This window comes from Luteimonas gilva, assembly GCF_005239095.1.
Classification (GTDB): Bacteria; Pseudomonadota; Gammaproteobacteria; order Xanthomonadales; family Xanthomonadaceae; genus Luteimonas_C; species Luteimonas_C gilva.
Map to the genome: position 1 here is coordinate 666201 of NZ_SZUA01000001.1, position 21389 is coordinate 687589.

Below are 21389 nucleotides of genomic sequence, written 5' to 3' on the forward strand. Positions count from 1 at the left end.
TTGTAGGAGCGGCTTTAGCCGCGAGCTTTTTCCCTCAAATCCTCGCAATGCCGCGATTTGAAGAAAAGAGCTAGCTGCAAAAGCCGCTCCTACGAAAAGCGAGGGCTTGCATTGGGAATAGGATGGCCTTATCTGGCTGGGACTCCCTGATGCGGCAGCCCCATGACCCAACATATCGGCATCGTCGCCTGTTCCGCCGAAGGCGCTTCGCTCTGCTATCGCACGATCTGCGCCGAAGGCGCGCAACGGCTCGGTCCGCACGGGCACCCCGAAGTTTCCATGCATACGCCGCCGCTGGCCGATTACGTCGAATGCCTGGACCGCGGCGACTGGGCCGGCGTCGGCGAACTCATGCTCGCCTCGGCGAACAAGCTCGCGGCGATCGGCGCCGATTTCCTGATCTGCCCCGACAACACCATCCATCAGGCGCTGCCGCACGTGCTGCCGCGCTCGCCGCTGCCGTGGTTGCACATCGCCGAAGTCGTCGCCGACGAAGCGGTGCGGCGGGGTTATCGCCGGCTCGGCTTGACCGGCACGCGCTGGTTGGTCGACAGCGAGGTCTACCCGGAGAAGCTGGCCGCGCGCGGCTTGGAGTGGGTGCGTCCGGATGCGGCCGATCGCGCCGAGATCGGCCGCATCATCATGGATGAGCTGGTCTGCGGCGTGTTCAAGCCCGGGGGCGTGGCTTATTTCCAAAAAGTCATCGAAGAATTGAAGGTGCAAGGCTGCGATGCGGTGGTGCTCGGCTGCACCGAGATTCCGCTGATCATCGACGATGCGAATTCGCCGCTGCCGACGTTGGACTCGACGCGGCTGCTGGCTCGCGCCGCATTGCGGCGGGCTTGCGACTGACTGCGCGGGCCGCGGACTTTGGCTCAGTTGCCGCCTGCAATATGGCCCAGCATTGGCTCCGCTCTCCCTAGGCGCGAACGCTAGCAAGCGGTCATCGAAAGCGAGCGTCCCGCTCCGTAGAATCTTCGGTCACTCTTTCGCTTGCACGCCATGAGCCACGACTTTCGCCATATCCGCAACGCTCTGACGGCCTGCGCCTTGGCCGCCGCCCTGCATCCGCAAGCGGCGCCGGCGCAAAACGCGCCGCAATCCGCGACTGCCGCAGCGTCCGCTCGAACCGACGGCCAACACGGCTTCGATTTCGAGTTCGGCAAGTGGAAGACGCAGCTGAAGCGCCGTTTGCGGCCGTTGTCGGGGTCCGACGAGTGGGTCGAGTACGAAGGCACATCGGTCGTCACCAAGGTTTTGAACGGCCGCGCGAATATGGTCGAACTCGACGTGCAAGGCCCGGCGGGACGCATCGAAGGCGCCTCATGGCGGCTGTACAACCCCGAGACCCGCCAGTGGAGCCTGAACTTCGCCAATGCCCGCGACGGCATGCTGACGTCGCCGGTATTCGGCGGATTCGAGAACGGCCGCGGTGTGTTCTACGGCACCGACACCCTCGGCGGCCGCACGATTCTGGTGCGGTTCGTCATTTCGGACATCAGCGCGGACTCGGTCCGTTTCGAACAATCGTATTCGGACAACGGCGGGGAAACGTGGGAATCCAATTGGATCGCGGTCGATACCCGCATCCGCGACTAAACCGTTACACGCAATAAACCGGCTCGATGCTTAATATGGGTGCGCATGAAGTACCTGCGTTCCTCCGCGCCCGAGACAGGCTCCGCCGGTAGCGAAGGCCTGTCTTATGTCTATGTATTGCCCTGCGCCTACGAGGACTTGCTGAAGCTCGGCTTCTCGCGCGATCCGCTCGCGCGCGTGCAGACCCTGCATCCGCGCTATTACGAATTCTTCGGCTTGGACCGCGGCTTCCTGATCGAAACCGATACGGTCGCCGAAGCGCGAGCCCTGGAATTGCGGCTCAGGCGCGCATTGGCCGAACACAATGCGCCGGCGCCGTTGACCGTCCGCCGCGCCGCCGGCGGGCACACCGAGTGGTACCGCGGCGCCTACGACGCGCTGACCGCCGACATGGAACGGCTAGCGGGGCAGGGCAGCATCGTCCATCGCCCTTTGAGCGCGTGGTTGCGCGACGGATTGCTCGCGCAGCGCGATCTGCTGTTTTCGCGCGCTTGCGCCCTGCTCGAAGGCGTGCAGGGCGATCCGGATGCGCTGGATCGACCGGAGATGATCACCGTCCGCCAAAACGCCCTGGACACGCTCGACGCCTACCGCACTTTGGATCTGCCGCTGCAAGACTGCCTGCCGACGGCGCTGCTGGACTGGTATCAACGAAGCTCGCACTGAAAGAAATCCGCTAAACGCTTCGCAGTCCACGTCGGGATCTCCTCGGGGAAAAAATGCCCGGCATCGACCGCTTCGCCTTCGACCCGGTCGCACCAGCGTCGCCACAGTCCGAGCGGGCCGCCTTCCGACTCGTACCAGGACTGCAGCGCGCCGTTACGGCTCCACAACGCCAATGTCGGGCAGGCGATGCGGTTGCCGAGGCGCATGTCTTCGCTGTCGTGTTCGCGGTCCAGCGTCGCGGCGGCCCGGTATTCCTCGCAGATGGCATGGATGCGGACCGGATCGCGCAAAGCCTGGACGTATGCCGCGCGCGCTTCGGGCGAGAAGACCTCTTCTTCCGATCCCCATTGCTGGGAGGCATCGTCGATCACCGCTTCCGGCGATGCGGCGATCAATCGCTCCGGCAGCGGTTCGGGCTGCGCGAGCAGGGACCATGGCCAGAAGGCCAGCGCCAAGCGCGCGTCGGCAAGCCGCCATGCGTCTTCCGTCGGCACGATATCCAGCACCGCCAATGCCGCTATCCGTTTCGGATGATCCAAAGCCAGCCGGTATGCGACCCGGCCGCCGCGGTCGTGGCCAGCCACCGCAAAACGATCGTGGCCCAATCGCCGCATCGCATCCGCCATGTCTTGCGCCATCGCGCGCTTGGAATACGGCGCGTGCTTGGAATCGGACGGCGGGCAGCCGCTGCGCCCGTAGCCGCGCAAATCGGCGCAGACCACGGAGAAGGCTTGCGCGAGCGCAGGCGCGACTCGCGCCCACATCGCATGCGTCTGCGGGAAGCCGTGCAACAGCAGCAACGGCGGCCCCGATCCGCCATGGCGGACGAAGACCGTCGTTTCGCCGGTATCGATCTCGGCCGATGCGAAACCATCGAACATATGGCTGCAACTCTGTGGTTCATCCGTCGATGCCGAATTGTCCCCGTCGCGGGTTATCGTCGCGCGAACGCATCGCCGAACCTGCCCATGACCAAGATCGCCTACGCCTCGGCCGGCCTAGCCGCCGGCATCCTGCTGACCTCGCTGGCCTTCGCCGCGCAAGAAACCTACGAAGACCCGGTGAAGCAGTCGCCGCAGTTCTACAAGGTGCTGATCGACAACGATCAAGTACGCGTCCTCGAATATCGGCTGAAACCCGGCGAAAGCGAGCCCATGCACCGCCACCCGGCGGGCGTGGTCCACTATTTCTCGGACGCCAAGTTCTTGAGTTCGTCGCCCGACGGAAAGTCCGTCGAAGCGACGGTCAAAGCCGGCGACACGGTGTGGCGCGACGAAACGACCCACGCGGCCGTCAATATCGGCGAAACCGAAGCCCATGGCATCGCCGTCGAGCTGAAGCAAAGCGCGGACGCTGCGCGCCACTAACCCAACCGCAGAGGATCACCCTCAAACCCGATCGCCGGCGCAACAGCGCCGGCGCATCTCTCATTCCAGGATTCCCATGCCTTCTACCGATACCATCAACCGCCGTGTCGTTCTCGCCGCCCGTCCGAACGGCCTGCCCAAGCCCAGCGACTTCCGCTTGGAGCAAGCCGCCGTTCCCGAACCGGGCGCAGGCCAAGTACTGCTGCGCACACTGTATCTGTCGCTGGATCCTTATATGCGCAACATGATGGATCCGGTCGCACCGATCTACACGACCTCGATCCCGATCGGCGCGCCCATCGCCGGCGGCACGGTGAACCGCGTCGTCGCTTCTAAGCATCCCAAGTTCGGCAGCGGCGACTTAGTGCTGGGCAATGCGGGATGGCAGGACTACGCCTTGTCGGACGGATCCGATCTGGTGCCGTTGGGCGACATGGCGAAGCCGTCGCTGGCTTTGGGCGGCCTGGGCATGCCCGGCTTCACCGCGCATGTGGGTTTGCTCGACATCGGCGAGCCCAAGCCCGGCGAAACCGTAGCGGTAGCCGCGGCGACGGGCGCAGTGGGCAGCGCGGTCGGACAGATCGCGAAATTGAAGGGCGCACGCGCGGTCGGCATCGCCGGCGGCGCGGACAAGTGCCGTTATGCCGTCGAAGAATTGGGATTCGACGCCTGCATCGACCGGCGCGATCCGCGCTTCGCCGAATTATTGGCGGCCGCTTGCCCGGACGGCATCGACGCCTATTTCGAAAACGTGGGCGGCGAAGTTTTCGACGCGGTCCTGCCTTTGCTGAACGTCGGCGCGCGAGTGCCCGTCTGCGGATTCATTTCGCATTACAACGACCAAGCGCTGCCGCCGGGCCCCAACCGCACGCCGCTGCTGATGTCGGCCTTGCTGCAAAAGCGCATCCGCATGCAGGGCTTCATCATCCTGGACCACTACGGCGAGCGTTTCGAAACCTTCCGCCGCGAAATGGGCGCTTGGGTGGAGCAGGGGAGGGTGAAACTGCGCGAGGACCGCGTCGACGGGCTGGAGAACGCGCCCGAAGCCTTCATTGGCCTGTTGCAGGGCCGCAATTTCGGCAAATTGGTGGTCCGGGTCGCCGAATGATCGGAATGCCGGATGCCGCTAAGCTTGCGGGTGCATCCGGCATTCGACCAGGAGGGAAATGTGGACTACACCGGGCTGATGAAACCCATCGCGCTGCCCGCGAGATTCGCCGCGCCGACCCGATTGACATACGAAGACATCGTGGCCAACGCGCTCAGCCGCGAACATTTGCGCGAGGACGTCGCCGGCATCAACGCCAGCCTCGACTTGATCAACCGCACCCGCGGCGGCGGCTGGCCGACGGAGGCGGTGACCGAGGAAGGGAACTACATCGACCTGGTTTGGCACGAGTGCGAGTTCCGCGAGGGCTATTCCTTCGGCTATGCCGTGCACACCGGTGCGGGCGAATACATCGGTTGCTGCTATTTCTACCCGCTCGGCAAACGTACGCCGCTTTCGGAAGCATTGGCCAAGCACGACGTCGACGTCAGTTGGTGGGTGACGCCTTCGGCCTACGAGCGCGGCTATTACGAAAAGTTGTTTCGCGCGTTGCAACGTTGGGGCACGGTGGAATTTCCGTTCGCTTCGCTGCATTTTTCCAATCGGCTCATTCCCGCATAGTTTTTTATGCTGTCATTACCGCGAAGGCAGGAATGACGGCTTAACAGCAACAGCGTCGCGTCAGACCACCGCCATCGCGGCCACTTCGATCAAATATTCGGGATTGGACAGGGTCGCGATCCCGATCAAGGCATCCGCCGGCTTGTGCTCGCCGAACAAGGCTACGCGCGCATCCTCGATCGGTTGCAGGTACTCCCGCTTATGCCCGACCACGTAAATGGTGAGCATAGTCACTTGGCTGGGTTGCGCCCCAGCCGCCGCCAGCGCGCGGCCGAGGTTGGCGAATACTTGCCGCGCCTGCGCCGCCAGATCGCCGCGGCCGACGAGATTGCCTTGCAGATCTTCGGGTTCCTGGCCCGAGACGAAGACCAGTTTGCTTCCCGTTGCGACGACCACGTGCGAGTAGGTTTCCGGCGTGGGCAAATCTTGGGGGTTGATGCATTCGAGCGACATCGTTGGGCTCCGGTCGATCGATCCATCGTACGGCGGCGTCCGCGTTAGGTCGACACATGGCGGATCCGAGTCATCGGGGTCTCGATCGGAAGCTGCGATGCGGTTAGTCTTGAGATTCAAGGCAATCTCAGTGCCTCCACGAGCGCGGACAGTGCAGCAGGCTGATGCCGGCGGCTCGGGTAATACATGAAGAAACCGGGAAACGGCGGAGTCCAATCCTCCAGTACGCGCACCAGGCGCCGTTTCGCGACATGCTCGGCGACTTGTTCTTCGTACGCCAGGCAGATGCCGACGTCGGCGAGCGCGGCTTGGATCGCCAGATGGGTATCGTCGACCGTGAGCGGGCCGTTCACGCCGACCGTGACCGCCTTTCGTGCTTGTTGAAACTCCCATCGGTAGGGACCGCCCGGAAGGCGCAGGCCTATGCATCGATGCTCGTTCAAATCCTTGGGCCTGCGGGGAATGCTTCGCGCAGCGAAGTAGCGGGGCGAACCGACCACCGCCAACCGCAATTCGCGGGTGACGCGGACCGCGACCATATCCTTTTGAATGAATTCGCCGAGCTGGATGCCTGCATCGAACTCGCCGGCAACGAGATTCACAGGGCCGGTGACGGTAACGACATCGAGAGCGATATCGGGGTAGGCCTCAGCGAACGCCGCGAGCCGCGGCAACAGCACCATGACGGCGGCCGATCGGGACATCGCAATGCGCAAGCGTCCCGCCGGCCGGCGGCGAAGGCTTCGGGCTCGGTCGAGGGCATGGGCGATTTGTTCCAGCGCCGGGGATAGAGACTCCAAAAGCGCCGCCCCCGCGGCCGTCGGCGCGACGCTCTTGGTCGTACGGGCGAGAAGCTGCAACCCAAGCCGCCGCTCGAGCTCCCGGATCGCGTGGCTGACCGCGGATTGGGAGACGCCCAGTTTCGACGCCGCGCGCGTAAAGCTCCGCTCGCTGGCGACCGCAGCGAAAGTGGCGAGTTCGTTGAGTTCGTTTTTCATGAACCATGAATTTGGCTCATAACGGCATTGCCTGCAACACGCCTAGTTTCATCAGATGCCTTGCCATAGGATTCCGGGAGTCCCAAGACATCGCTTAGGAAGGCCATGAATAACGACATGCACGATCTGCGCACGTTGGCGCAGACCTATTTCGACGCCGCTTACGAAATGGACGCCGACAAATTCGCCTCCATTTTCCACCCGGCGAGTTCCGTCACGAAGATCGGCGAGGATGGGGACGCGGCCTCGATTCCGATCGCGGCATGGCTGGCGGCCGTCCGCACGATCAAAGCGCCCAAGGAGCAGGGCCTCGAACGCCAGGACGAAATCGTATCGATCGACGCCGAAAGCGAACTCGCGCTTTTGAAGTTGAAGCTACGGATACCGCCGCGCCGCTTCACGGACATGCTGTCCTGCTTGAAGATCGGCGGGACCTGGAAGATCGTTCAAAAAGTCATGACTTCGGCTGTCGACTAGCCGTGGCCCAAAGGGCTAAGCATCCCAGCCCTCATCAATGCACTTGACACAATTCGATAATTAGCTAATTATCGCAATATGAGTCAGGTATTCAAAGCCTTATCCGACCCTACCCGACGACAGGTGCTGCAACTCTTGCGTGAAGGCCCACTGAGCGCGGGGGAGCTAAGCGGCCACTTTGACGTCTCCAAGCCGACGATGTCTGCCCACTTCTCGGTGCTGAAGGAGGCCGATCTGATCCACGCTGAGAAGACCGGGAAGTCCGTCATCTACCACCTGAAGCTGTCGGTGCTGGAAGAAGCATTGCTCGGCTTCGTTCATTCCTTCGGCGTTGGTGCCGAGAAACCGAAGTCTAAGAAGGAGAGAGCACGATGAACAAAGAGTTGGCTTCAAACCTCGCTTGGGGCGTCGGCATCGTGGTGATCGCGCTTGCATCGACTTACGCGCGCAAGCTGGGCTATATAGAAGCCGAGACGGTCACGCGAATCGTCATGTGCGCTATAGGCTTGATGGTTGCTTGGTTCGGCAACCGAATGCCCAAAAGGTTCGTCCCCAACCCTTGGGCACGCCAGGCCACACGAGTCGGAGGCTGGTCCATGGCACTAAGTGGGCTCATCTACGCAGCTTTATGGGTGTTTGCCCCAACGCAGATAGCAGTAGTGGGAGGTTCAGCTGCCGTCATACTGGGAATACTGGTGACGATCAGCTACTGCCTATCGCTGCGCAGCAAAGCAAAAGTACCTCCAACCCCCTAAAGCACGATAGCGTGCAGAACATCATAGGTATGAAGAAGCTCGAACACGCCATGTCGGCAAGGCGGGATTTCCGCATCTATGCGCTTCTTATTGTCGGCTTGGTGTTCCTCTACGCGGGCGCCACGGTAGACCCCGCCAGCAATTGCGACGAAAGCGGCCGCGAATGCGCGCCCTGGCTGGTGCCTATCGCTTTCGGCATAGGCGTGCTGGCGACCCTGGGCGGCGTACTCGCGTTGATCCGCAACCGGGAATGGGGCAGCCGCCTGGACGTCGCCGGACGGCGGCTGTTCTGGTGGGGACAGCACGTTGTCGGCGAACACCCGCAGCGTATCGCTGGACGAAATGGCGAGAGTTGTCGTGAACCGCCGCAGCGAAAGCAGCGACAAGGTGCTCATCTACCGGAGAGACGGCGGGCGGCTCGATTTCCCCGAAGAAAATTCGGTTCCGTACGATGCACAAGAGTGGGCACGGGATCTTGCTGCGCACTTTTCGCATATCGAAGTTCGGGTGGATGAGTGAGGCTGGCAGCTGATGTTCTGGTGCGTCTTGCGCTGCCACCCAATCACCACGAAAAAGCCATTTGCATGCGTCCGCATATCGGCAATCGCGTGATGCCGGTAGTACAGCGTTGGGCGGCCCCAGCGGCTGTCCCAGTGGAATTCTTCAGGGAGCATAGGGGTAGGGTGGGGCCGTCCCGTCTCAAGCATTGAGGCTCGGCCGGGAGTATCCTCCCGGCCGAGGGGGTGGGGCATGAAGGGAATCGCATTCGCGGCACTGCTGGCGATTGGCGTAGGCCCGGCTTGGGCTCAGACCGTCATCGTTAAATGTAAGGACGCCAAAGGAAAGGTTATCTACCAAACCGAACCTTGTGAGCGTGGCCAGACAACGACCGATGTAAAGACCTATGCGCCAGTTCGCTACAACCCAAAACTGGCGGAAGAAACGCGACAAACACAGCACGAGATCGACCAGCGTCGCGCTTCCTATGGAAATAATGCGCAAGCGGCTTATATTCCGAACGATGGCCGTGGTGCTGCTTGTGAGTCGGCAAAGGCTTACCGTGAATCTGTTCTGAAATCAGTTGGCATGCGACGCACGTATGACTTGCTGCAGCAGCTTGATGAAAATGTACGGCGTGCTTGTAAATAGACCGAAAGAGGTTCAAATGATTCAATATAAAGAGCAAGACTTGTTAGGTGGATGGTCTATCGCTGTTATCGCGAACGGGCAAACTGTCGGTCACATACGAAAGCATGGTCAAGACTCTAGCTTCGTCTATTACAAAGGTCCGCATAACGTAATGAATTGGTCTTTGCAGGATGAAGACCTAGCAGCTTTAAAGAGGAAAATTGAAGCGTTAACCTTATGACTGATGATGAAGCCGTAGAGCTTGTTGCTCAAAAAGCCGAGGACGCTCGCAGGTTGATATGTGAGGTTGTTCCGTCGATTAATTCGCTAAAGATTGTCCTTAACAAGCGGAGTCATGTGGCGCTGTCGCTACTAGTTGGTTCCCTTGAGCAGGCCCGCACGTTCTGCTTTGTACTCTCGAAAGAACTGCGTAGCTCGTGGTTTCCTGCGACCATTTTGCATCGCTCGCAAATTGACTACTTTATTCGTGCGGCATACTACGCATCGCCTGCCACTGACGCAGAGCTAGACAGGTTCTACTCTGATGGTCATATGCCTAAGGTTGTCGGGACTAGTGGTAAGAAGCGCAATATGTATCTGAGTGAGATGGCTGCTTCTGTAGAGACTCACTACAAGTGGAACGATAAATTTACCAAGACAATACAAGGTCATTGGTCTGCATTATCCGACGTATCGCATGGTGGGACTGCTCTAATGCAGCTCTACGAAGCTAACGGCATGATTGGCGACACTGATATAGATTTCATGGAGCTGAAGCCCGTACTAGGGAATGTGGTTGCCTTTGCTCAGCTCGGAATCGCACTAGCTATGATCATGTCGTCATTAACTGACGAAGAAAAAAGTCAGGCTGTAGGCGACGTATACACAAAGGCCCATGCGTTCTTTGCCGCTTAGGCAGCAGCTACGCCGTTCTCTCGGTAGTCTTGAAAATCGACAATTACGACCTTGACCGGCCGTCGGCGCTCAGCTTGCCGGCGAGAAGCCAAGCCAGCGCGCCGCAATTCCATGGCGTCGCGCCATAGCAGACCTTGCATGCGGCGTTCGTCAATCCGCTGGCCATCCGGAGCCACAAGGTCGGCGCCGGCGAACCGGTAGCCGGCCCAGGGCCCGTAAAGCGGCGTGTGGTTGTAGACGACGCGCTGGTAGCGCTGCTCAGCGCAGGCGTTCGGGCACGGGCGGCCCTCAGGCCAGCAGGGCGGACGCTCCATCATGGCGACCCCTCCTAATCCGTTGGTAGGTAGCCCCCAGGACGAGCCGAAGCAGCCTTAGCCCGTACCTCCACAATTTCGCATAATGTATATTATGTTATTACGAAACTGGCCCTGGGACTGGCTTCCAGGCCAGCGGCCTGCTCCCAACGCCCTCAGGCCGTACTCGATCGCGCGATTAATCGACGACGACCTCGATCAGATAGCCCGGAGACAGCGACGCCACACCGAGCATTTGTCGCGTTCGTAATCGACGACGTAGATCGTGATTCTTGCGACATGCTCGGGACCGGCGTCGGCGGCGGCAAGCGCTCGGCCGAGATTGGCGTACACCTGGCGCTTGGGCCGCAAGATCACCATGGCCGACGAGATTGCCGTTGATGTCTTACGGCTCCTGGCCCGAGACGAATACCAGCTTGCTTCCCGTCGCGACGGGTCTACGGCCTGGATCTGGGCGCCGGCGACAGCCACCGGCTGCGCGAGAAGGCCTGAATCACGCAATCTTGACTCTGGACTCGGGTCCAGGGTTCAAACTAGCGCCCTCCCCCTGCTGGATGGGCTGTCATGCGTATCGGTGAAGTCGCGAATCGGGCCGGCGTCGGCGTGGATACGGTCCGTCTGTACGAAAGGCTGCAGTTGCTGCCGGCCGCGGAACGTACGGCTTCGGGCTACCGGACTTTCGGGCCCGATGATCTGGAACGCCTGCGTTTTATCAGGCGAGCCAAGGGGTTGGGCTTTACTCTGGACGAAACGCGCGAGCTCCTGCGCCTGGCTTCCGACCGCGCCGGCGAGCGCGCGGAGGTGATGTCGTTGGCCAGGAACCGGCTGGACGACATCGAACAGAAGATCGCCCAACTGACCGCCATGCGCGACAGCCTGGGCCGGCTGGTGCAGCAATGTTCGGGTTCCGGGCCGGTGCAGGGCTGCCCGATCATCGATGCCGTGCTCGCTCACGACATCAAAAAGGCTTCCTAAGCGCATGACCGAAAAGCTTTATCGCATCGACACCGAGCGCCGCCGCTTCGTGACCGGCCTGGCGGCGTTGCCCTTGCTGGCGGCCTGGCCCAGGAACGGCCGCGCACAGACTTCGGCGGGCGCCGTCCCCGAACTCCGCGGCACGCGCTTCGAACTTTCGATCGGCGCGAATCCGGTCAACCTCACCGGCCGCCCGGCCTGGGCGAAAACCGTCAACGGCACGCTGCCGGCGCCGACCTTGCGCTGGCGCGAAGGCGACACGGTCGAGTTGCGCGTGGCCAATCGGCTGGACGAAGACACTTCGCTGCATTGGCACGGCATCCTGCTGCCGGCGAACATGGACGGCGTGCCGGGCCTGAGTTTCCACGGCATCCGGCCCGGCGAAAGCTATCTGTATCGATTCCAGATCCGCCAGGCGGGTACGTACTGGTATCACGCGCATTCGAGCCTGCAGGAAGCGGTCGGCGTCTACGGCGCCATCGTCATCGAGCCGCGCGACGCGGATGCGGTCGACGCCGATCGCGATCACGTGATCCTGCTGTCGGATTGGAGCGACGAAGACCCGCACGCCATCGTCCGCAAGCTGCGCAAACAGGCCGATTACTACAACCTGCACAAGCGCACCGTCGGCGATTTCGTGCGCGATGCGCGACGCGACGGTTTGAGCGCGGCGATCGCCGACCGCAAGGCCTGGGGCGGGATGCGGATGAGTCCGACCGACTTGGCCGACGTCACCTCGCTCACCTACACCTACCTGGTCAACGGCGCGCCGCCGGCGGCCAACTGGACCGCTTTATTCGAACGCGGCGACAAAGTGCGGCTGCGCTTCATCAACGGCTCGGCGATGACGTTCTTCGACGTGCGCATCCCCGGCCTGAAGATGACCGTGGTCGCCGCCGACGGCCAACCGGTGCATCCGGTGAGCGTCGACGAATTCCGGCTGGGCGTGGCCGAAACGCTGGACGTGGTGGTCGAACCCGCCGAACAGCCGTACACGATCTTCGCCCAGGCGATGGACCGCGGCGGCTACGCGCGCGCCACGCTCGCTCCGCGCATGGGCCTGGAAGCGCCGGTGCCGCCGCTGGATCCGCGGCCGATCCTGACCATGGCGGACATGGGGCATGGCGGCATGTCGATGTCGGGCATGGACCATAGCGGCCACGACATGTCGCAAATGAAAGGCATGGAAGGCGGCTGCGGCGCGAACATGAAGATGGACCACGGCGCGCAGGCCATGGGCGGCGCGATGATCGCGCATCCGGCCGGCGAAACCGGCAATCCCGCCGTCGACATGCAAACGATGACGCCGTCGCGCGCGCTCGACGATCCCGGCATCGGCCTGCGCGGCAACGGCCGGCGCGCGCTGACTTACGCCGACATGAAGAGCGCGTTCGACGATCCGGACGGGCGCGATCCGGGCCGCGAAATCCAATTGCACCTGACCGGCAATATGGAGCGCTATACCTGGGGTTTCGACGGCATTCCGTTCTCCAAAGCCGAACCGGTGCGGCTCAATTACGGCGAGCGGGTGCGCATCGTCCTGGTCAACGACACGATGATGGAGCACCCGATCCACTTGCACGGGATGTGGAGCGATCTGGAAGACGCCGACGGCGGCTTCCACGTGCGCAAACACACCGTCAGCGTGCCGCCGGGCCACGTCCGCAGCTATCGCGTCACCGCCGACGCGCTCGGCCGCTGGGCCTACCACTGCCACATGCTGCTGCACATGGAGCTGGGCATGTTCCGCGAAGTGCGGGTGGATGTATGAGCCATCCGGTCTTCGCGACCCCGCGTTCGCCGTTCCCCCCTTTGAAAAAGGGGGGCAAGGGGGGATTTGCTTTTGATGTTGCTCGGACAGCCAAAGCCAAAGCAAATCCCCCCTACCCCCCTTTTTCAAAGGGGGGAACAGCGGTTTTCGCGAGTTTGCTGATGCTGTTGTCGGGATCGGCCTTCGCCCAACACGAAGGCCACGCCGGTATGGACCATTCGCAAATGGGCCATACGATGCCGGCCGCCGAACAAGGCAAACCTGCGCAACTCTCTCCCCTGCCCCCGCCGACCGCCGAGGAGCGCGCCGCCGCTTTCCCGGATCTGCACGGCATGGACATGCGCGATCACATGGACGACGACCCGCTGATCGGCATGCTCCAGTTCGATCAATTGGAATGGCAGGACAAAGCCGACGGCAGCGGCGACGCCGGCCTGGCTTGGAACTTGCGCGGCTGGCTGGGCGGCGTGAACGACCGCGTTTGGCTGCGCAGCGAAGGCGAACGCCGCGACGGCCGCACCGAACACGGCGACGTCGAACTGCTCTGGGGCCATGCCACCGGCCCGTGGTGGGACCGGATGGTCGGCCTGCGTCACGACTTCGGCGAGGGCCGTCCGCGCGATTGGCTGGCCGTCGGCGTACAGGGGCTGGCGCCGTACAAGTTCGAAGTCGCCGCCACCGCCTATCTGGGCGAATCGGGGCGCTTGGCCGCGCGCGCGGAAGCCGAATACGAGCTGCTGCTGACCAACCGCCTGATCCTGCAGCCCAAACTCGAAGCCGACCTTTACTCGAAAGACGACCCGGAAAACGGCATCGGCCGCGGCTTGAGCAGCGCCGAGTTCGGATTGCGCCTGCGCTACGAATTCCGGCGCGAATTCGCGCCTTATTTCGGCTACGTCTGGACGCGCCGGTTCGGGGAAACCGCGGATCTGGCCGAGGCCCACGGCGGCGACCGCAGCGAAGGCCGGTGGGTCGCCGGCTTCCGTTTTTGGTTTTAGCTTGACGCTGCGAAACCCAGCCCGTTAAAATTTCGCGCTTTCCAGCCCGTGGGGCCATAGCTCAGCTGGGAGAGCGCCTGCATGGCATGCAGGAGGTCGGCGGTTCGATCCCGCCTGGCTCCACCAAGTTTTAGAAGGATACTGCGGCAGCCTCGCCGCCGTTTACCGGTTACACAGCGTCCCCATCGTCTAGAGGCCTAGGACATTACCCTTTCACGGTAGCGACCGGGGTTCGAATCCCCGTGGGGACGCCAACTTTTGATCAGAGTTCAGGGCTCGGGAAACCGGGCCCTTTCTTTTTTTTGCCGCGCGCGCCTGAGCGGCTCGCTCGCTTAAACGGCTCGTTTAAACGGCTTGCTGCGCCGATGCATCCCATCAGCGACGATCGCAAATAAGGAAGCCGGATGAGCACCGCACGCAGGCTGCGCCTGCTTTGCATTCTCTTCAGCGCCGCGCTGTTCGCGCCGGCCGCGCTCGCGGCCCAGGCCGCCAAACCGGATCCCTACGCATCGATCCGCGCCGACATCGAGAAGGAAATCGCCGCCGGCCGGCTCACCGGCGTGTCGGCGGCCCTGGTCAAGGACGGCAAAATCGTCTGGGAGCAAGGCTTCGGCTGGGCCGATCGCGACGCGCGCAAGCCGGCCACGGCGCATACCGCGTTTTCCATCGCTTCCACGACCAAGCCGTTCACCACCACGGCGCTCATGCGGTTGGCTGCGGAAGGCAAACTCGATCTGGACCGCCCCGCCAACGACTATCTGGGCGCGGAAAAGATCGTCGATGCGAACGGCCCATCGCGCGAAGCCACCTTGCGCAGGCTGGCGACGCATTCCTCCGGACTGCCGACGTTCTTCGCGATGTATCCCGAAAACGGCCGCGCGAAGCAGCCCACGATTCCCGAACTGATCCGCGACTATGGCCATCTGGTCGCCCCGGTCGGCGAACGCTACGAATATTCGAACTTGGGGATGGGCATCCTGGCCGAGATCGTGGCGCGGCAATCTAAACAGGAATTCGGCGAATACCTGCGCGACCATGTGCTGAAACCCTTGGGCATGAAGGACAGCTTCTTCGACACCGACCTCTCGCGCCGCGCAGAGATGGCCATGCGCTACGCCGACGACGGCAAACCCCTGCCCTTCTACACGACCGCTACGCCAGGCTCGGGCGAGATGTACGCCAGCGCGCACGACCTGGCCCGCTTCGCCATGCTCCACCTCGGCGGTCGGGGCCTGGACGCTTCCGCGATGATCCTCGACAAAGCGCGGCTGGACGAACTGCATCGGCCCGAAACCACCGTCGCGCCGGGCGGCTATTTCTACGGCATGGGCTGGCAAGTGCTGCGCCAACCGCAGCGGGCCGAAGTGCTGTACCACGGCGGCGGCCAGTCGGGCGTCAAAGCCGAATTCGTGCTGGTGCCTTCGGCCGATGCGGCCGTGATCGTGCTCAGCAACCGGCGCGGGCCGAAAGGATTCATCGACGGCGTGCGCGATCGGCTGCTGAAAACCGTCGTGCCGAGCTGGACTGAATTGCCTTCCACGCCGAATTCGCCGTTGCAGCCGCTGCAACCCGTGAAGGATTACCGCGGACAATGGCGCGGCACGATGCTCGCGCAGGGCAAACGCGTGCCGATCACGCTCGCCATCGCGGCCGACGGCACCGGCACCCTGTCCGTGGACGGCGGCGCTGCGCGTCCCATCGCCGATTTCGGCCTGATCGACGGTTTGATTTCCGGCGAAAGCCACGGCGACGTCGACAGCCCGGATACGCGTCGCGAACGCTTGGATCAGTTGTCGCTGGGACTGAAGCTGCGCGGCGACCGCATCGACGGCGAAATCGTCGCCTACCGCCTCACCTCGGAACACATGGCCATCTATCCGTACTGGACCGAGCTGGAACGCATGCCGGGCGAATAAAACAGGGCGCAGGGGAATGGACGAAAAACTGATCGGATTGGAAAAGAAGGTATTCCGCTTGCAGCTGCTGTGCGGCGCCATGATTGCGTTATGCGGGCTCTTCCTGCTGACGGGATTCGCCGCGCAGAAGCAGAAATTCGCCGAAATCGACGTCGAGCGGATCAACATCGTCGAACAGGACGGAACTCTGCGGATGGCGATTTCCAACCAAGCGCGCCAGCACCCGGGAATACTCAACGGGAAGCCCTTGAAGCGCGACGGGCCGCGCCCGCCCGGCATCATCTTCTTCAACCACCTCGGCGACGAAATGGGCGGCCTGGTCTTCGGCGACAACAGCGCGAAGAAGGACGGCAGCGCCGGGCAAAGCGGCTGGATGTCTTGGGACAAGCTCCGCAACGATCAGATCTTCGCGACCTATTACAGCGAGGACAAAAGCGGCGAGTACGAAACCGGGATGAAAATGTGGAACCGCCCTAACGTCACCATCGACGAGCAGGCGGCCCAGTACGAGGCGGCGCGAAGCTTGCCCGAAGCGGAGCGGAAAGCCGCCGTGCAGGCGATGTTCGCCCGAGGCGGACTGACGTCCGAGCGCCTTTTTCTCGGTAAAAGAAAAGACAATTCGACGATGCTGGTGATGAGCGACATCGCCGGTAAGGCGCGGATCAGGATGCAGGTCGCGGCCGACGGCACGCCCAAGCTCGAATTCCTGGACGGCGCCGGAAAAGTGGTCTCTAGCCTGCCCGAAAAATAAGGCCGCCGGCTCGCCGATTACGGAATGCGCTGCAGCGTGGCCACGCCATGGCCGCGCTCGGCCAGATAGTCGAGCCACTTGCCCAGGAAAGTGTTCATCCGCAAACGATGGCCGATCACCGCGTCCGGCGGCGGATACATGCCGATCACGTCCTGCCAACGGCGGCCGACGTAGCAATGCGTGGCCTCGGCCTGGCGCGCGTCGCGATACAAACGCACGAATGCGGACGGATCCGGTTCGCCGGTGAGCGGATCGGCCAAACCGTAGGTGAGGCGCAATTCGACCGTGAAGCGATGCTGTTCGATCACGTCGAGCTGCAGATCCAAGCCGTCGCCGATGCTGGAGCGGTATCCGCCTTCGGCCAAATCGCCCGGTTCGAACAGGCGCGTCAGCTTCGAATGGTTTTCCGCGTACAAACCCATCAGCCAGCCGAAACGGCCGATTCTGGGAACGCTTTTGCGGCGGAGCACGGCGGTGCGCATGGGCCGATGCTACACGCGAAATCTTGCGCGCGGCAGCATTGACGGAATCGCATTACGGCGGTAGCTTAGTAGTCCTTCGCGAAACGAAAAAAGGCCGCCTCCGGGCGGCCTTTTCGTTTGTCCGACATCGCCTTTGCTTTGCAGAGCGGAGCTTGCTCCGCTGCTTCTCCAGCCCGAAAGGCAGCGGAGCAAGCTCCGCTCTACAAAGCAGGAACGGGCGGTTCCGCTCGGTCAGTACATCTCGCGATGGATGCCCAGCGTGGTCAGCACCTTGCTGGCGATTTCCTCGATCGAGGTATTAGTGGTGCTCAACACCGGAATGCGCTCGGCCCTGAACAGGGCTTCGGCCGCTGCGACTTCGCGCTTGCAGGTCTCCAACTGGGCGTAACGCGAATTGGGACGCCGTTCCTGGCGGATCTGCTGCAGCCGATTCGGGTCGATGGTCAGTCCGAACAGCTTCTGGCGGTAATTGCGCAGCCGAGCCGGCAACCTATCGTGCTCCAGGTCTTCCTCGGTCAGCGGATAATTGGCTGCGGCGATGCCGTAATGCAGGGCCAAATAGACGCAAGTCGGCGTCTTGCCGGCGCGCGAGACGGCGACCAAGACCACATCGGCGTCTTCGTAGCTCGTAGCGATGCCGTCGTCGTGGGTCAGCGCGAAGTTCATCGCGTTGATGCGGCGGTGGTAAGTCTCGAAATCGGCCATGCCGTGGGCCTGGCCCACTCGAGACAAGCGCTGCGTGCCCAACTCGCGCTCCAGCGGTTCGATGAATGGCGCGAAAACATCCAACATCAACGCGCCGCTTTCGGCGACCAGCGCGGTCAGCTGGGGATCCACGCAGGAATTGATGACGATCGGCCGGGTGCCGTGCGACAGGCCGATATCGCGGATCCGGCCCGCGATTTCGCGCGCGCGCTCCGGCGAATCGACGAAGGGAATGCGGTCGGTAACGAAGCGGTGGTCGGTGAATTGGGTCAGCAGGCTGTGGCCGATGGTCTCGGCGGTGATGCCCGTGCCGTCGGAAACATAGAAAACCGGACGCGTCATGGCCATGGGAAAACGTTTTCCTGAAGGTCGGTACAGGCGCCGCGGCGGGCCGGGTTGCTAAAATAACAACTTCGGCCGGCCCTGCCCGCCCCTTCCTGCCCAAAATTCCGACCTGGAGCCTGTTTTGAGCGCCAATATCCTGTGGCTGCACGACCTGCGATTGACCGATCTGGCCCAAGTGGGCGGCAAGAACTCGTCCCTGGGCGAGATGATCGGCCATCTGGCCAAGCTGGGGGTGTCGGTCCCGGGCGGCTTCGCGACCACGGCGGACGCGTTCAAGGCCTTCATCGCCCACAACGACCTGCACCAGCGCATCTTCGACCGCCTGGCCGAGCTGGACGTGGAAGACGTGCCGGCGCTGACCGCGGCCGGCAAGGAAATCCGCGGCTGGGTGATCGACGCGCCGCTGCAGCCGGACTTGGACAAGGACATCCGCGGCGCCTACGCCAAGCTGTGCGCCGAGAACGGCGGCGGCGATGTGGCCGTGGCGGTGCGTTCGTCCGCGACCGCTGAAGACCTGCCCGACGCCAGCTTCGCCGGCCAGCAGGAAACCTTCCTCAACGTCACCGGCGCCGAAGACGTGGTGCGCAAGGTGAAGGAAGTCTTCGCCAGCCTCTACAACGACCGCGCCATCGCTTACCGCGTCCATCACGGCTTCAAGCACGAGGACGTGTTCCTGTCCGCCGGCGTGCAGCTGATGGTGCGCTCGGACGTGGGTTCTTCCGGCGTGTTGTTTACGCTGGACACCGAATCCGGCTTCCGCGATGTGGTCTTCGTCACCGCCAGTTACGGTTTGGGCGAGAACGTCGTCCAGGGCGCGGTGAATCCGGACGAGTTCTACGTCTACAAGCCGACCCTGCGGCAAGGCAAGCCGGCGATCCTGCGCCGCTCGCTCGGCGCCAAGCAGATCCGCATGGTGTATTCCGACAAGCCTGGCGAGCGCGTCCGCAACGAAGATACGCCGGGCGAGCTGCGCAACAAGTTCTCGATCAGCGACGAAGACGTGCAGGAGCTGTCGCGCCAGGCGTTGACCATCGAAAAGCACTACGAGCGTCCGATGGACATCGAATGGGCGAAAGACGGCGTCAGCGGCAAGCTCTTCATCGTCCAGGCGCGTCCGGAAACGGTGAAGTCGCGCGCCAAGGCGACCCAGATCGAGCGCTTCCACCTGTCGCAACGCGGCGAGGTGATCTGCGAAGGCCGCGCGATCGGCCAGAAGATCGGCAGCGGCGTCGCGCGCGTCGTGCGTTCGCTCGACGACATGGCCCGCGTCCAGCCCGGCGACGTGCTGGTGGCCGACATGACCGATCCCGATTGGGAGCCGGTGATGAAGCGCGCCTCGGCCATCGTCACCAATCGCGGCGGCCGCACCTGCCACGCGGCGATCATCGCCCGCGAGTTGGGCGTACCCGCGGTGGTCGGCACCGGCAATGCGCTGGACACCATCGCCGACGGTAAGGAAGTGACGGTGAGCTGTTCGGAAGGCGATACCGGCTTCATCTACGCCGGCACCCTGCCCTTCGAGCGGATCACCACCGACTTGTCGTCGATGCCGCCGGCGCCGCTGAAGATCATGATGAACGTGGCCAACCCGGAACGCGCCTTCGATTTCGCGATGCTGCCCAACGCCGGCATCGGCTTGGCCCGGCTCGAGATGATCATCGCCGCGCACATCGGCGTGCATCCTAACGCGCTGCTGCAGTACGCCAAGCAGGATGCGGAGACCAAGAAGAAGATCGACGCCAAGATCGCGGGTTATGCGGATCCAGTGAGCTTCTACGTGGACCGCCTGGCGGAAGGCATCGCCACACTGACCGCCTCGGTCGCGCCGAATCCGGTGATCGTGCGCCTGTCCGACTTCAAGTCGAACGAGTACGCGAACCTGATCGGCGGCTCGAACTTCGAACCGCACGAAGAGAACCCGATGATCGGCTTCCGCGGCGCCAGCCGTTACGTCGACCCGTCTTTCGCCGAAGCCTTCGCGCTGGAATGCAAGGCCGTGCGCAAAGTGCGCAACGAGATGGGCCTGGACAATCTGTGGGTGATGATCCCGTTCGTCCGCACGCTGGACGAAGGCCGCAAGGTCGTCGAAGTCTTGAAAAAGAATGGCCTGGAACAAGGCAAGGACGGATTAAAGATCATCATGATGTGCGAAGTGCCGTCGAACGCGCTGCTGGCCGACGAGTTCCTGGAGATCTTCGACGGCTTCTCGATCGGCTCCAACGACCTGACTCAGCTGACCCTGGGCCTGGATCGCGATTCGAGCATCGTCGCCCACCTGTTCGACGAACGCGACCCGGCGGTGAAGAAGCTGCTGTCGATGGCGATCAAGTCGGCTCGGGCCAAGGGCAAGTACGTCGGCATTTGCGGACAAGGGCCGAGCGACCATCCGGATCTGGCCGAGTGGCTGATGCAGGAAGGGATCGAGTCGGTATCGCTGAATCCGGATACGGTGGTCGATACCTGGCTGAAGTTGGCTAAGGCTAAGGCCGCAACGTAACTCTCACAGCGTCATCCCGGCTTGAGCCGGGATGACGGCTTTTAAGGTTGCGCCGCGAATTTCCCCATCGCCGCGCGGTAATGCCGCAACTCCTCGATCGAATCGCGCACGTCGCTCAGCGCCGTATGCGCCGATTCCTTGCGCACGCCCGACAGTACATCGGGCGCCCAGCGCCGCGCCAATTCCTTGATCGTGCTGACGTCCAGATTGCGGTAATGGAAGAACTTCTCCAGCGCAGGCATCTGCCGGTGCAGGAAGCGGCGGTCCTGGCAGATCGAGTTGCCGCACATCGGCGATTGGTTGGGATTCAACCATTGGCGCAGGAAATCCAGCGTCAGCCGTTCGGCTTCGGCCATCGTCACGCCTTCTTCCAGCACGCGCTTCCACAAGCCGGATTTTCCGTGCTGGTTGCGGTTCCACTCGTCCATCGCTTCGAGCGCGGACAATGGATGCGCGATCGCGAACTCGGGCCCTTCGGCCAGCACGTTGAGCTGGGAATCGGTGACGACGGTGGCGATCTCCAGGATCGAATCCCGATCGGTGTCCAATCCGGTCATTTCCAGGTCGATCCAGATCAGCCGGCCTTCTCTTTCTTGGTTCGCCGTCAT

Annotated in this window: 25 protein-coding genes and 2 tRNA genes; 19 read left to right on the forward strand and 8 right to left on the reverse strand. The window is 62.7% G+C overall.

Features of this window, described 5'->3' with window-relative positions; genetic code table 11:
• Nucleotides 1–162: 162 nt before the first annotated feature.
• The 3 genes from FCE95_RS02955 to FCE95_RS02965 all read left to right on the forward strand — a co-directional run bounded on the left by FCE95_RS02955 (nt 163) and on the right by FCE95_RS02965 (nt 2265).
• Nucleotides 163–852, forward strand: a complete 690-nt coding sequence (locus FCE95_RS02955) for an aspartate/glutamate racemase family protein (protein WP_137265492.1) — start codon at nt 163–165, stop codon at nt 850–852.
• A 150-nt stretch (nt 853–1002) separates the two neighbouring features.
• Nucleotides 1003–1599 (forward strand): hypothetical protein, encoded by a 597-nt coding sequence (locus FCE95_RS02960; RefSeq protein WP_137265493.1) that lies wholly within the window; start codon nt 1003–1005, stop codon nt 1597–1599.
• 45 nt (nt 1600–1644) lie between these two features.
• Nucleotides 1645–2265: a GIY-YIG nuclease family protein gene (locus FCE95_RS02965; RefSeq protein WP_137265494.1), complete on the forward strand. Its 621-nt coding sequence runs from the start codon at nt 1645–1647 to the stop codon at nt 2263–2265.
• Here the strand turns inward: FCE95_RS02965 and FCE95_RS02970 are convergent.
• Nucleotides 2247–3146 (reverse strand): alpha/beta fold hydrolase, encoded by a 900-nt coding sequence (locus tag FCE95_RS02970; protein ID WP_137265495.1) that lies wholly within the window; start codon nt 3144–3146, stop codon nt 2247–2249. The two genes, FCE95_RS02965 and FCE95_RS02970, sit on opposite strands and share 19 nt — an antisense overlap.
• 87 nt (nt 3147–3233) lie before the next feature.
• Between FCE95_RS02970 and FCE95_RS02975 the strand changes: the two genes are divergently transcribed.
• From FCE95_RS02975 to FCE95_RS02985, 3 genes are all read left to right on the forward strand, one after another.
• Nucleotides 3234–3632 carry a cupin domain-containing protein gene (locus FCE95_RS02975; RefSeq protein WP_137265496.1) on the forward strand — a complete coding sequence of 133 codons (399 nt, stop codon included), beginning with the start codon at nt 3234–3236 and terminating at the stop codon, nt 3630–3632.
• Between the two features lie 76 nt (nt 3633–3708).
• Nucleotides 3709–4740 (forward strand): NADP-dependent oxidoreductase, encoded by a 1032-nt coding sequence (locus tag FCE95_RS02980; protein ID WP_137265497.1) that lies wholly within the window; start codon nt 3709–3711, stop codon nt 4738–4740.
• 60 nt (nt 4741–4800) lie between these two features.
• Complete coding sequence (locus tag FCE95_RS02985) at nt 4801–5301, forward strand: GNAT family N-acetyltransferase (protein WP_137265498.1); 501 nt, start codon at nt 4801–4803, stop codon at nt 5299–5301.
• A 60-nt stretch (nt 5302–5361) separates the two neighbouring features.
• On the opposite strand, the gene FCE95_RS02990 is transcribed toward FCE95_RS02985, so the two are convergent.
• Together FCE95_RS02990 and FCE95_RS02995 are read right to left on the reverse strand one after the other, a co-directional pair.
• Nucleotides 5362–5754, reverse strand: coding sequence for a RidA family protein (locus tag FCE95_RS02990; protein WP_137265499.1), 393 nt, complete (start codon nt 5752–5754; stop codon nt 5362–5364).
• A gap of 116 nt (nt 5755–5870) precedes the next feature.
• A complete protein-coding gene (locus FCE95_RS02995) occupies nt 5871–6752 on the reverse strand; it encodes a LysR substrate-binding domain-containing protein (RefSeq protein ID WP_137265500.1) in 882 nt (293 codons plus the stop codon).
• Nucleotides 6753–6857: 105 nt separating this feature from the next.
• Here FCE95_RS02995 and FCE95_RS03000 point away from each other — a divergent pair, with 105 nt between their 5' ends.
• The 3 genes from FCE95_RS03000 to FCE95_RS03010 all read left to right on the forward strand — a co-directional run bounded on the left by FCE95_RS03000 (nt 6858) and on the right by FCE95_RS03010 (nt 7984).
• Nucleotides 6858–7229 (forward strand): nuclear transport factor 2 family protein, encoded by a 372-nt coding sequence (locus tag FCE95_RS03000; protein ID WP_137265501.1) that lies wholly within the window; start codon nt 6858–6860, stop codon nt 7227–7229.
• A gap of 78 nt (nt 7230–7307) precedes the next feature.
• Nucleotides 7308–7604 (forward strand): autorepressor SdpR family transcription factor, encoded by a 297-nt coding sequence (locus tag FCE95_RS03005; RefSeq protein ID WP_137265502.1) that lies wholly within the window; start codon nt 7308–7310, stop codon nt 7602–7604.
• Nucleotides 7601–7984, forward strand: a complete 384-nt coding sequence (locus FCE95_RS03010) for an SdpI family protein (RefSeq protein ID WP_189644617.1) — start codon at nt 7601–7603, stop codon at nt 7982–7984. The genes FCE95_RS03005 and FCE95_RS03010 overlap by 4 nt, the downstream gene beginning before the upstream one ends.
• On the opposite strand, the gene FCE95_RS03015 is transcribed toward FCE95_RS03010, so the two are convergent.
• Complete coding sequence (locus FCE95_RS03015) at nt 7981–8379, reverse strand: hypothetical protein (protein WP_137265503.1); 399 nt, start codon at nt 8377–8379, stop codon at nt 7981–7983. The genes FCE95_RS03010 and FCE95_RS03015 overlap by 4 nt on opposite strands.
• A 355-nt stretch (nt 8380–8734) precedes the next feature.
• On the opposite strand from FCE95_RS03015, the gene FCE95_RS03020 reads away from it, so the two are divergent.
• Together FCE95_RS03020 and FCE95_RS03025 are read left to right on the forward strand one after the other, a co-directional pair.
• On the forward strand, nt 8735–9133 hold the full coding sequence (locus tag FCE95_RS03020) for a DUF4124 domain-containing protein (protein WP_137265504.1): 399 nt from the start codon (nt 8735–8737) through the stop codon (nt 9131–9133).
• Between the two features lie 216 nt (nt 9134–9349).
• Nucleotides 9350–10027 (forward strand): hypothetical protein, encoded by a 678-nt coding sequence (locus FCE95_RS03025; RefSeq protein ID WP_137265505.1) that lies wholly within the window; start codon nt 9350–9352, stop codon nt 10025–10027.
• Here the strand turns inward: FCE95_RS03025 and FCE95_RS03030 are convergent.
• Complete coding sequence (locus FCE95_RS03030; RefSeq protein ID WP_137265506.1) at nt 10024–10344, reverse strand: hypothetical protein; 321 nt, start codon at nt 10342–10344, stop codon at nt 10024–10026. The genes FCE95_RS03025 and FCE95_RS03030 overlap by 4 nt on opposite strands.
• 561 nt (nt 10345–10905) lie before the next feature.
• On the opposite strand from FCE95_RS03030, the gene FCE95_RS03040 reads away from it, so the two are divergent.
• From FCE95_RS03040 to FCE95_RS03070, 7 genes are all read left to right on the forward strand, one after another.
• Nucleotides 10906–11316, forward strand: a complete 411-nt coding sequence (locus FCE95_RS03040) for a heavy metal-responsive transcriptional regulator (protein WP_137265507.1) — start codon at nt 10906–10908, stop codon at nt 11314–11316.
• 4 nt (nt 11317–11320) lie between these two features.
• Nucleotides 11321–13087 carry a copper resistance system multicopper oxidase gene (locus FCE95_RS03045; RefSeq protein WP_137265508.1) on the forward strand — a complete coding sequence of 589 codons (1767 nt, stop codon included), beginning with the start codon at nt 11321–11323 and terminating at the stop codon, nt 13085–13087.
• Between the two features lie 161 nt (nt 13088–13248).
• Complete coding sequence (locus FCE95_RS03050; RefSeq protein ID WP_137265509.1) at nt 13249–14085, forward strand: copper resistance protein B; 837 nt, start codon at nt 13249–13251, stop codon at nt 14083–14085.
• A gap of 50 nt (nt 14086–14135) precedes the next feature.
• Nucleotides 14136–14211 (forward strand) — tRNA-Ala (locus FCE95_RS03055).
• A 52-nt stretch (nt 14212–14263) separates the two neighbouring features.
• Nucleotides 14264–14339: transfer RNA gene (locus FCE95_RS03060), tRNA-Glu, on the forward strand.
• Between the two features lie 150 nt (nt 14340–14489).
• Nucleotides 14490–16001 (forward strand): serine hydrolase domain-containing protein, encoded by a 1512-nt coding sequence (locus FCE95_RS03065; RefSeq protein ID WP_137265510.1) that lies wholly within the window; start codon nt 14490–14492, stop codon nt 15999–16001.
• Between the two features lie 16 nt (nt 16002–16017).
• Entirely contained in the window at nt 16018–16752 is a 735-nt protein-coding gene (locus FCE95_RS03070) for a hypothetical protein (protein ID WP_137265511.1), read from the forward strand.
• A gap of 17 nt (nt 16753–16769) precedes the next feature.
• Here FCE95_RS03070 and FCE95_RS03075 read toward each other — a convergent pair whose 3' ends face one another.
• On the reverse strand, nt 16770–17234 hold the full coding sequence (locus tag FCE95_RS03075; RefSeq protein WP_137265512.1) for a DUF1249 domain-containing protein: 465 nt from the start codon (nt 17232–17234) through the stop codon (nt 16770–16772).
• A 231-nt stretch (nt 17235–17465) separates the two neighbouring features.
• Nucleotides 17466–18287, reverse strand: coding sequence for a posphoenolpyruvate synthetase regulatory kinase/phosphorylase PpsR (gene ppsR, locus FCE95_RS03080; RefSeq protein WP_137265513.1), 822 nt, complete (start codon nt 18285–18287; stop codon nt 17466–17468).
• A gap of 118 nt (nt 18288–18405) precedes the next feature.
• On the opposite strand from ppsR, the gene ppsA reads away from it, so the two are divergent.
• Complete coding sequence (gene ppsA, locus FCE95_RS03085) at nt 18406–20781, forward strand: phosphoenolpyruvate synthase (protein WP_137265514.1); 2376 nt, start codon at nt 18406–18408, stop codon at nt 20779–20781.
• A 41-nt stretch (nt 20782–20822) separates the two neighbouring features.
• Here ppsA and orn read toward each other — a convergent pair whose 3' ends face one another.
• Nucleotides 20823–21389, reverse strand: a complete 567-nt coding sequence (gene orn / locus FCE95_RS03090; protein WP_137265515.1) for an oligoribonuclease — start codon at nt 21387–21389, stop codon at nt 20823–20825.